The organism is Streptomyces sp. Y1 (genome assembly GCF_041053115.1).
GTDB classification, from domain to species: domain Bacteria; phylum Actinomycetota; class Actinomycetes; order Streptomycetales; family Streptomycetaceae; genus Kitasatospora; species Kitasatospora rubellomurina.
The window spans coordinates 8,306,376-8,317,786 of sequence record NZ_CP163445.1 but is presented as its reverse complement, the minus strand read 5'-3'; the positions used below and the strand labels follow the sequence as shown (position 1 = coordinate 8,317,786).

The 11,411-nt window shown below is 75.5% G+C and carries 2 protein-coding genes and 1 pseudogene (1 of these 3 only partly in view); all 3 read left to right on the top strand.

Features of this window, described 5'->3' with window-relative positions:
- Positions 1–258: 258 nt before the first annotated feature.
- Positions 259–3,221, top strand: a pseudogene (locus AB2U05_RS36310) (beta-ketoacyl synthase N-terminal-like domain-containing protein); the annotation flags it as partial.
- A gap of 135 nt (positions 3,222–3,356) precedes the next feature.
- On the top strand, positions 3,357–9,236 hold the full coding sequence (locus AB2U05_RS36305; RefSeq protein WP_369186056.1) for an SDR family NAD(P)-dependent oxidoreductase: 5,880 nt from the start codon (positions 3,357–3,359) through the stop codon (positions 9,234–9,236).
- Positions 9,236–11,411, top strand: partial view of an SDR family NAD(P)-dependent oxidoreductase gene (locus tag AB2U05_RS36300; protein ID WP_369185678.1) — the 5' end (the start) only. It continues 2,624 nt past the right edge of the window; only the first 2,176 of its 4,800 coding nucleotides appear in the window; it begins with the start codon at positions 9,236–9,238; its stop codon lies beyond the right edge, outside the window. The genes AB2U05_RS36305 and AB2U05_RS36300 overlap by 1 nt, the downstream gene beginning before the upstream one ends.

Here is an 11,411-nt window from a genome sequence, read left to right as displayed (position 1 = left end):
CCCGAGTCGGCCGGGATGCGGCCCCCACCGCGCGGAACCGGTCGGAGGGTGATCCGGCAGTTCCGACGGAGGCCTCCTCCGACCTGCGGGAATTCGCGGTCGGGGCGTCAGGATGTGAACGTACGCCCCCTTGACTTCCCGCTTCGGACACACGACGGTTAACCATGCCGACAACCAGACGTCATGTCGGTATCCACAAGTCGTCACCTGAATGCCACCTTCGACTGATTGCTTCTACCCGCACCGCGACAGGCATTGATGGGGAAACTTCGATTTCCGAGGCAGGCAATGCACTTCAGTGATCGCGACATGAATCAGGTGTCAGGTTCTGCGGGCCGCTTCCCGGCGGCGGAATTACCGGAGAGCAGGACCGAAACACTCGTCGACCGGTTCCGCGCGGTGTTCCAGGAACGCCCCGGAGAAAGGTTCTACCGGTTTCTCGTGGACGGCGAGGGAGACCCCGTCAGCCCGACCAACGAAGAAGTCGACCGGCGGGTCCGCGCCATCGCCGCGGCACTTCGCGAGCGGGCCGCCGCCGGGGACCGCGCACTGATCATCTGCCCCCCGGGGCTCGACTACCTGGCCTCCTTCCTCGGCTGCCTGTACGCGGGGGTCATCGCCGTCCCGGTGTATCCGCCGGACCCGGTCTTCATGAAACGCACGCTGCCGCGCCTGCTCAGCGTCATCGCCGACGCCCGCCCGACGGTGGTACTGGCGAACCGCGCGGTCGCCGCGATGGCCGACGAACTCGCCAAGCGCGCACCGGACCTGGCGAACCTCACCTGGCTGCTGGTCGACGAGGTCGACCCGGCCGCCGCGGACGGGTGGCGCAGACCGGAGACCACCGGGGACGACCTCGCGTTCCTCCAGTACACCTCGGGATCGACCGGCACCCCAAGGGCGTGATGGTCGGCCACGCCAACCTGATCCACAACGTCACCTCCATCAACGAGCGGGTCTTCGCCGACCACCCCGGCCGGCACCTGGTCAGCTGGCTGCCGCCCTTCCACGACATGGGGCTGATTGCCGGGCTGCTGGCGCCCGGCCTGGGCGCGTACCCGCTGACCTTCATGGAGCCGATGGCGTTCCTGAAGCGCCCGCTGCGCTGGCTGCGGGCCGTCTCCGAGTTCCGGGGGACGCTGACCGGCGCCCCGAACTTCGCCTACGACCTCTGCGTCGCGAAGATCTCCGAGGAGGAGCGCCGCACGCTGGATCTGAGCGGCGTGCGGGTGGCGTTCAGCGGCGCGGAGCCGGTCCGGATCGACACCATCGACCGCTTCGCCCGGGCCTTCGAGTCGAGCGGCTTCGACCGCAACGCGTTCTACCCGTGCTACGGGCTGGCCGAGGGAACGCTCTTCGCCTCCGGCGGGCGGCAGTTGACCGGGCCGGTGACGCGAAGAGTCGACGCCGCCGCCCTCGCCGAGCGGGCGGCGGTGGACGCGGTGCCCGGCCGGGCGGCCAGGACGCAGGTCGGCTGCGGGTCCTCGATCCCCGGCCAGGAAGTCGCCATCGTCGACCCGGAGACCCGCAGACGGCTGCCCGAGGGCCGGATCGGCGAGATCTGGGTCCGCGGGCCGAGTGTCGCGCACGGCTACTGGCAGCGCCCCGCGGAGAGCGCCGAGGTCTTCGGCGCCCGCATCCGCGAGGACGCGGAAACCGACGCGGCCGACGGGCCCGAAGGCCAACCGGGCGGCGGCGTCGGGGAGTTCCTGCGCACCGGAGACCTCGGTTTCCTCGACGGCACCGAACTGCACGTCTCGGGCCGCCTCAAGGACGTCGTCATCATCGACGGGAAGAACCACTACCCGCAGGACATCGAGCTGACGGCGGAGACGAGCCACCCCGCGCTGTACCCCGGCTGCGGCGTCGCGTGCTCGGTGGAGGAGGACGGCGAGGAGCGGCTCCTCGTCGTCCACGAGGTCGCCGGGCGACCGCCGGCGCTCGACGCCGAGGGCGTCTTCGCCGCGATCCGCGCCGCGGTGGCGCAGGAGCACGGGATCGCGGTGCGCCACATCGTCCTGCTCAGACGCGGCGGCATTCCGAAGACCTCCAGCGGCAAGCTGCAGCGCCGGGCGGCGAAGCAGGCCTTCCTCGCCGACGAGCTGAACGCGGTGGCCTCCTGGAGCGCGCCGTCCGCGCACACCCCCGACCCCGCACCGGCCGAGGCCCCCGAGGCCCCCGAGGTCCCCGCCTCCGCGATCGAGCGGCGCCTCGTCGGCGAGCTGGCCGAACTGCTCGGCCTGGCACCGGAAGCCGTGGACCCCACCCGCCCGTTCGTCGACTACGGGCTGAGCTCCGCGCAGCTGGTCGCCACGGTCGGCGGGATCGAGCACTGGCTGGGGCGCCCGCTGCCCGCGACGCTCGCCTACGAGTACCCGACGATCGAATCGCTCGCCCGCCACCTGGGCACGGCCCCCGAGGGCGGGCGGGCCGAGCGACCCGCGACCGCCCGGCCGCCCCGCTCCGGTGCGGCACGGAGCGCGTCGGGCCCGTCCGCCGAAGCCGAACCGGCAGGCGGTGCGCAGGAGTACGAGCCGGTCGCCATCGTCGGCATCGGCTGCCGCTTCCCGGGCGGCGCCGACGACCCCGAGTCGTTCTGGCAGCTGCTCGTCGAGGGCCGCGACGCGGTGGGCGACGTACCGGCCGGCCGTTGGGACGCGGCCGAGTTCACCGCCGAGGACCCGTCCGTCCCCGGCCGGACCAACAGCCGCTGGGGCGGCTTCCTGGACGGCGTCGACCGCTTCGACCCGCACTTCTTCGGGATCTCCCCGCACGAGGCCGAGCGGATGGACCCGCAGCAGCGGCTGCTCGCCGAGGTCGCCTGGGAGGCCCTGGAGGACGCCGGGGTGGCGACCGAGAGCCTGGCCGGCTCCGCCACGGGGGTCTTCGTCGGCATCGCGACCAGCGACTACGCGCACCTGCAGTTCCGCGACCTGGCCACGGTCGACGCCTACGCCGGCACCGGCAACGCGCTGAGCATCGCGGCCAACCGCCTCTCCTACCTGTTCGACCTGCGCGGGCCGAGCATGGCGGTGGACAGCGCGTGCTCGTCCTCCCTGGTGGCCGTACTGCAGGCGTGCGCCAGCCTGGCGCGCGGAGAGTGCTCGCTGGCGCTGGCCGGCGGTGTCAACGTCATCCTGTCGCCGGCCCTGGCCGTCAACTTCACCAAGGCGGGGGTGATGTCCCCGGACGGGCGGTGCAAGCCGTTCGACGCGCGCGCCAACGGCTACGTCCGCTCCGAGGGCGCCGCCGTGGTGGTCCTCAAGCCGCTGAGCCGGGCGCTCGCCGACGGCGACACCGTGCACGCCGTCATCCGCGGCGGCGCGGTGAACCAGGACGGGCGCAGCAACGGCATCATGGCGCCCAACCGGCACGCCCAGGAGGAGGTCCTGCGCACCGCGTACGCCCGGGCCGGGGTGCGCCCCGAGCAGGTGCACTACGTCGAGGCGCACGGCACCGGCACGCTGCTCGGCGACCCCATCGAGGCCCGGGCGCTGGCCGCGGTGGCCGGCGCCGGGCGCGAGCGGGGCGCTCCGCTGGTGATCGGCTCGGTGAAGAGCAACATCGGCCACCTGGAGGCCGCGGCGGGCGTCGCCGGACTGGTCAAGGCGGCGCTGATGGTCCGTCACCGGATGGTCCCGGCGAGCCTGCACTACCGCACGCCGAACCCGCACATCCCCTTCGAGGACCTGTCGCTGCGGGTGGCCGACGCGCTGCGGCCCTGGCCCTCGGAGGACCGGGCGCTGGTCGGCGTGAGCTCCTTCGGCTTCGGCGGCACCAACGCCCACCTGGTGCTGGAGCAGGCCCCCGAGCAGGCGGCGCGCGCGCCGCGCACCCCGGCGGGCGGCACCCAGCTGCTGGCCCTCTCGGCCCGCAGCGAGCAGGCGCTGCGCGAACTCGCCGCACGGTACGAGGCGCAGCTGGCCGAGCCGGACGCGGGGGTGCGGCTGCACGAGGTCTGCGCGGCGGCGGCGGTGCGCCGCGTGCACCACGAGGTCCGGCTCGCCTGCGTGGGGCGCTCGTTCGCCGGCCTGCGGGAGGCACTCGGCGCCTTCGGCCGGGGCGAGGAGCGCAAGGGCCTGTCCTGGGGCGGGCGCAGGGTCGGCCGGCGGCCGCGGACGGCGTTCGTCTTCTCCGGGCAGGGGCCCCGCTGGTGGCCGCTGGCGGGTGACCTGCTGGACGCGGAGCCGGTGTTCCGCGAGTCGCTGGAGCGCAGCGACGCGATCCTGGACCGGCTCGCCGGCTGGTCGCTGATCGAGCGGCTGGGCACCGACGCCGAGGACGGCCTGCTCGCCGACCCCGCCGTCGGGCAGCCCGCGCTGTGCGCCGTGCAGATCGCGCTGGCCGCGCTGTGGCGGTCCTGGGGCGTCGAGCCGGAGGCGGTGGTCGGCCACAGCGTCGGCGAGATCGCCGCCGCGCACGTCGCGGGCGCCCTGGACCTCGACGCGGCCCTCACGGCGGCCCTGCACCGCGGCCGGGTGATCCGCGCCGCGATCGGCCGGGGCCGGATGGCCGTGGTCGGCGTCGGCCACGAGGAGGCGCAGCGCATCCTCGCCGAGCGGGCGCCGGGCGCGGTCTGGGTGGCCGCGAGCAACGGCCCGACCTCGACGGTGCTGTCCGGCGACGGCGACGCGCTCACCGCACTGGCCGCCGGTCTCGACGCCGAGGGCGTCTTCTGCCGCCTGCTGGAGTCGGTCGCCTTCGCCTCGCACAGCCCCCGGATGGACCCGCTGAGCGAGGAGTTGAAGGTCCTGCTCGGCGACCTGGTCGCGGGCCCGCCGGCGCTGGACATGGTGTCGACCGTCACCGGCGAGCGCGTCGGCGCGGACCTGCGGCTGGACGCGGAGTACTGGGCGGCCAACCTGCGCCGGCCGGTGCTGTTCGACCAGGCGGTCAGTGGTCTGGTCGACTCCGGCTACGACGTGTTCGTCGAGATCTCCCCCCACCCGATGCTCGGCGAGGCCGTCGCGGAGCGGTTGGCGCAGCGCGAGGCGGACGGCGCGGTGGTGGCCTCGCTGCGCCGCGACGAGCGGGGCCGGGATGCGCTGCTCGCCGAGCTCGGCCGCCTCCACACCGCCGGCTTCCCGGTCGACTGGGCCGCGGTCCACGGCGGCGGCGTACCGATGGTGCGGCTGCCGAGGTACCCGTGGCAGCGGCAGCGCTACTGGCTGGACGAGGCGCCGCCGCGCGCGGAGCGCCTGAGGGAGGGCGGCCACCCGGTGCTCGGGACGCGGCTGCCCTCGGCCCTGCGGCCGGGCACCGTCCACTTCGGCGCCCGGGTCGACCTGGCCGGGCTGCCGTACCTGCGGGACCACCGGGTCGCCGGGGCCGCCGTGCTGCCGGCGAGCCTCGTCCTGGACGCGGCCCTGGCGGCGGCGCGCCGAACGCTCGGCGAGGGGCACCCGCCGGGCGAGGGGCACGCGGTCGTCGAGGACGTCCGCTTCACCCGGATGACGGTCGTCCCGGAGTCGGCCGAGGACGCCACCCTGCAGCTGGTGCTGTGCGAGGAGACGGCCGGTACCGGGACGCTGCGCCTCTACAGCCGCGACCCGGCCGGGCGCGGCGAGTGGACCGAGGTGGCGAACGGACGCTACCGCGACGCGCCCGCGCCGGCCGCCCACGAGGCGCTCCCCGAGCCGCTCCACGAGCCGCTGGCGGCGCTGCGCGAACGGTGCGCGCGGCCGCTCGACCGCGCCGGGCACTACGCCGGGCTGGGCCGTGCGGGGCTGGAGTACGGGCCCGCGTTCCAGGGCGTCGAGCAGCTCTGGCGCGGCACGCACGAAGCCCTCGCCCGGCTGCAAGAGCCGGCCGAGGTGTCCGGCGACCGCGACCCGTACCTGATCCACCCGGCGCTGCTCGACAGCTGCCTGCAGGCGCTGGCGGCGGCCGTGGACGGGACGGGCGGGGCGACCTGGCTCCCGGTCGGCGTCGGCGCGTTCACGCTCACCGGCGACGGCCGCGCGGTGCGCTGGGCCCACGCCTCCGTGCCCGCGACCACGGACGCCGGGGACGAGATCAGCGGCGGCCGGGTGGAACTCCTCGACGAGGCCGGCCGGTCGGTCGGCGTGGTCGACCGGATCACGCTGCGCCGCCTGGAGCCGGCCGAGGCCGAGGGCACGGCCGCCGAGGCGGTGTTCGAGCTCGCCTGGCAGCCGGCCGAGGCCGTCGCCGAGCAGGTGGACCCGGGTGCCGGCTGGTGGCTGCTGTTCGCCGACCGGCAGGGCGTCGCCGACGCCGTGCGCTCCTCGCTCGCGGCGCGCGGCGCCGCCTGCGTGACGGTGACCGCCGCGCACGGATACCGGCGGGTCGACGAGAGCCGCTACGAGGTCGATCCGCTGCGCCGGGAGGACGTCGAGGCGCTGCTGGCCGACCTCGCCGCCACCCGGACGGGCCCGTGCGCCGCGGTGCTGCACACCTGGAGCCTGGATGCCGAACCCTTCGAGCCCGAGGGCGAACCGGCCCGGGACCCACGGGAGTTCGACCCGCTGCTGGAGCCGGTCGACCGGATCTGCGCCCCCGTGCTCCACCTGGTCCAGGCGCTCGCCGAGGACGGCCCGTCAGGACCGGCCCTGGGCTCGCCGCGGCTGCTGCTGGCCACCCGCGGCGCCCAGCGCGTCGGCGGCGAGCGGGCGCTGCCGGCCGTCGCGCAGGCGGCGCTGTGGGGCCTGGCCCGGGTGATCGTGCTCGAACACGGCGAGCTGCGGCCCGGCGTCGTCGACCTCGATCCGGACCGCCCGGCCGAGAGCGCGGCCGCCCTGCTCGGCGAGGCGCTGCGGCCCGCCGGCGAGGCCCAGCTCGTGCTGCGCGGCGAACGGCGGCTGGCCCCACGGCTGGAGCGGCACCGCGCTCCGCGGCCGGCGGCGACCGCCTGGCGGCGGCAGCCGTTCGATCCCGCCGTCCACACCAACCACCGGATCCTGGCGACGGAACCGGCCGTCCTGGACAGCCTGGCCGCCGCCCGCTGGCAGCGCACCGCGCCCGGCCCCGGGCAGGTCGAGATCGAGGTGGCCGCCACCGGACTCAACTTCAACGACGTCCTCAAGGCCATGGACATCTGCCCCGGGGTGTCCGGGACGGTGCCGCTCGGCGGTGAGTGCGCCGGCCGGGTGACGGCGGTCGGCGCCGGCGTCGAGGGGCTGCGGGTCGGGCAGCGGGTGATGGCGGTCGCGCCGTCCAGCATGGCGGCGTACGCCACCACCGCGGCTCCCCTGGTCGCCCCGGCGCCGGAGAAGCTCACCGACGAGGAGGCGGCAGCCGCCCCGGTCGCCTTCCTGACCGCGGTGTACGGGCTGGAGTACCTGGCGCGCCTGCGCCGGGGCGAGACGCTGCTGATCCACTCGGCGGCCGGCGGCGTCGGGCTCGCCGCCCTACAGGTCGCCCGCCGCAACGGCGTGCGGGTGCTGGCCACCGCGGGCAGCGAGGAGAAGCGCGAACTGCTGCGCTCGCTGGGCGTCGAGCAGGTGATGGACTCGCGCTCGCTGGCGTTCGCCGACGAGGTCATGGCGCTGACCGCCGGGCGCGGCGTGGACGTGGTGCTCAACTCGCTCGCCGGCGAGGCGCTCACCCGCAGCGTGCGGCTGCTCGCCCCGGGCGGGCGGTTCGTCGAGATCGGCAAGCGGGACGTCTACGACGACCAGCCGCTTCCGCTGGGCGCGCTCAAGCACAACCGGGCGTTCCTGGCCGTCGACCTGGAGCGCTCCTTCGCCGAGCAGCACGAGCTGGTGGCCGAGCTGTTCGCCGAGGTCGCGCGCGGCTTCGCCGAGGGCGACTTCACGGCCCTGCCGGTGACCGACTTCGCGTTCTCGCAGGCACCGGCGGCGTTCGCGCTGATGGCGCAGGCCCGGCACACCGGCAAGCTCGTGCTGCGGCCGGACGCCCCGGCGACGGTCGCCGTGCCGCCGCAGGACGGCCCGGTCCGGGCGGCGGCGAGCTACCTGATCACCGGCGGCCTGGGCGCGCTCGGTCTGGAGACCGCCCGCTACCTGGTGGACCAGGGCGCCCGGCACCTCGTCCTGGTCGGCCGGCAGAAACCTTCCGCCCAGGCGGAGTCGGTGATCGCCGAGCTGCGCGAACGGCAGGCGACCGTCCTGGTGCGCAGCGCCGACGTCTCCCGCCACGAGGACGTCACCCGGGTGCTCGCCGACCTGGACGCCGCGCTGCCGCCGCTGGCCGGCGTCGTGCACGCCGCCGGGTTCCTGGACGACGCCCTGCTGCTGGGGCTCGACCGGGACCGGCTGCGCTCGGTGGCCGAGCCCAAGGCCTCCGGCGCCTGGCAGCTGCACCGGGCCACCGCGGGCAGGGAGCTGGACTTCTTCGTGATGTTCTCCTCGGCCGCCGCGCTGCTCGGCTCGCCGAGCCAGGGCAACTACGCCGCCGCCAACGCCTACCTGGACGCCCTGGCGCAGTACCGGCAGGCCCGGGGCCTGCCCGCGCTGAGCATCGACTGGGGGCCGTGGGCGCGGATCGGCCTGGCCGCCGGACCCGAACGGGCCGGCGCCCTGGCCGCCCAGGGCGTCCTCGCGCTGGAACCGCGGCAGGGCATCGAGGCGCTCGACCACCTGCTGCGCGCCGGATCGGCGCAGGCGTGCGTCCTGCCGCTGGACCACGGCCGGCTGCGCGAGGCCGCCGACGCGGGGCTGCTGCCCGCGCTGCTCACCGGCCTGCTGGCCGCCGAGCCGGCGGCGGCGGTGCCGGGCGGGCCGCCGCCGGAGCTCCGCGGGCGGCTGCTCGCGGTCGAGCCGGGGCGCCGGCGCCGGGCGATCCTCGCCGAGCACTGCCGTGCGGTGGTCGCCAAGGTGCTCAAGACCGCCCCTGAGCGGATCGACCCCACCGAGCCGCTGGCCGCGATGGGCCTCGACTCGCTGATGTCGCTCGAACTGCGCAAACGGCTGGAGGGCTCGCTGCACACCGACCTGCCCGCCACCATCGGCTGGCGCTTCCCCACGATCGACGCGCTCGTGCCGTTCCTCGCCGAGCGGATGGGGATCGCCCTGCACGCGGAGCCGGGCGGCGCCGAGCCGGGCGGCGTGGCTCCGGGCGGCGCGGTTCCGAGGGACGCGGATCCGGGGGGCGCGGAGCACGCGGGCGGCGCGGCGCCGGGCGGCGGGCGCGCGGGCCGTACGGGCCCGGACCGGGTGGCCGACGACATCGAGACGGAGATCGACCGGCTGGACGACAGCGACGTCGAAGCGCTGCTGCTGGCCAGGATGACGCAGATCGACGAGGGGCGGGACTGATGACTTCGCAGGACGGGCAGCAGACTTCGACGTCCACGCTCAAGCGTGCGTACGTCACCATCGAGCGGATGCAGCGCCGCATCGAGGCGTACGAGCGCGCGGCCGCGGAACCCATCGCCGTGGTGGGGCTGGGCTGCCGCTTCCCCGGCGGGGCCGTCGACGCGGACAGCTACTGGCGGATCCTCGCCGAGGGCGTCGACGCGGTGAGCGAGATCCCCGCCGACCGGTGGGACGTCGACGACTTCTACTCCGCCGAGCCGCGCCAGCCGGGGCGGATGAGCACCCGGTGGGGCGGCTTCCTCGACCGCATCGACCGGTTCGACCACGAGTTCTTCGGCATCTCCCGGCGCGAGGCCCTCGCCATGGACCCGCAGCAGCGGCTGACGCTGGAGGTGGTCTGGGAGGCACTGGAGAACGCGGGCCAGGCGCCGTCCGGACTGGCCGGCAGCCGCACCGGCGTGTTCCTCGGCGTGTGCAGCAACGACTTCGCCACCGAGCAGCTCACCGGCCCCGCACAGGCCACCGCGTACGCCAGCACCGGCTCCGCCCACAGCATCGTCACCGGGCGGGTCTCCTACGTGCTGGACCTGCGCGGTCCGAGCATGGCGATCGACACCGCGTGCTCCTCCTCGCTGGTCGCCGTGGACCAGGCCTGCCGCAGCCTGCGGGCGGGCGAGTGCGACCTGGCGGTCAGCGGCGGCGTGAACGCGATCGTCTCGCCGCTGCCGAGCATCTCCTTCTCGCAGTTCCCCGGCATGGTCGCCCCGGACGGCCGGTGCAAGACCTTCGACGCCTCGGCCAACGGCTACGTGCGCGGCGAGGGCTGCGGCATCGTCGTCCTGAGACGGCTGTCCGACGCCGAGCGGGACGGCGACCAGGTGCTCGCCGTCATCCGCGGCGGCGCGGTCAACCAGGACGGCCGCAGCTCGGGCATCACCGCCCCGAACGGCGCGGCGCAGCGCGATGTGCTGCGCCGCGCGCTGGAGGCCGCCGGGGTGGCCGCCGAGGAGGTCTCGTACGTCGAGGCGCACGGCACCGGCACCACCCTCGGCGACCCGATCGAGGTGGACGCCCTCGCCGAGGTCTACGGCCGGCCGCAGGGCGCGCCGGTCTACCTCGGGTCCTCGAAGACCAACCTCGGCCACCTGGAGGCCGCCTCCGGCATCGCCGGGCTGATCAAGGTGGTGCTGTCGCTCAGCCGCGGCGCGATCCCCGGCAACGTGCACTTCCAGCGGCTCAACCCGCACATCTCCTTCGAGGGCACCACCTTCGCGGTGCCGACCGGGCTCACGGCCTGGCCGGCGCCGGAGGGCAGACGGGCCGCGGGCATCAGCAGCTTCGGCTTCAGCGGCACCAACGCCCACCTGATCGTGGCGCAGGCGCCCGCTCGCACCGCGCCGCCGCAGGCCGACACCGGCACCGGCCGTCCGGCCTCGGTGCTGGCGCTGTCCGCGAAGAGCGGGACGGCGCTGGCCGCGCTGGCGGAGCGCTACCGGGAGCGGCTGACGGCCGATGCCGCCACCCCGCCGGCCGACCTGTGCCACTCCGCCAACACCGGCCGCTCGCACTTCCGCCACCGGCTGGCGGTCTCCGGCGCGACGCGGCACGAACTCGCCGAGGCGCTGGGCGACTTCGCCGCCGGCCGGGCGAGCGAGCGGCTCGCCCACGGGCAGGCGGGCGCCGGCGAGGCGGTGTTCCTGTTCACCGGGCAGGGGCCGCAGCGGCCGGGCATGGCCCGCGCCCTGTACGAGACCCAGCCGACCTTCCGCCGGGTGCTGGACACCTGCGACGAGATCCTGCGGCCGGTCCTGGAGCGGCCGCTGCTGTCCGTCATCCACCCCGAGGACCCGGAGTCGGGGCTCGTCGACGAGAACACCTACTCCCAACCCGCCCTGTTCGCCGTCGAGTTCGCGCTGGCGGAACTGTGGCGGTCCTGGGGCGTGGAGCCGGCGGCGGTGCTCGGGCACAGCTTCGGCGAGTACGTCGCGGCCTGCGTGGCGGGCATGATGTCCCTGGAGGACGGGCTCGAACTGGTCGCCGAGCGCGGGCGGTTGATGCAGGCGCTGGCCGCGAACGGCTCGATGGCGGCGGTCTTCGCCCCCGAGCTGGACGTCGCCATGGCGGTGGCCGACTACCCGGACACGGTCTCGATCGCCGCCGTCAACGGCCCGGCGA

What these genes read in the sequence shown, in the direction of transcription:
- AB2U05_RS36305 (WP_369186056.1), top strand. Translation starts at nt 3,357, where the DNA reads ATGGCGCCCAACCGGCACGCCCAGGAGGAGGTCCTGCGCACCGCGTAC.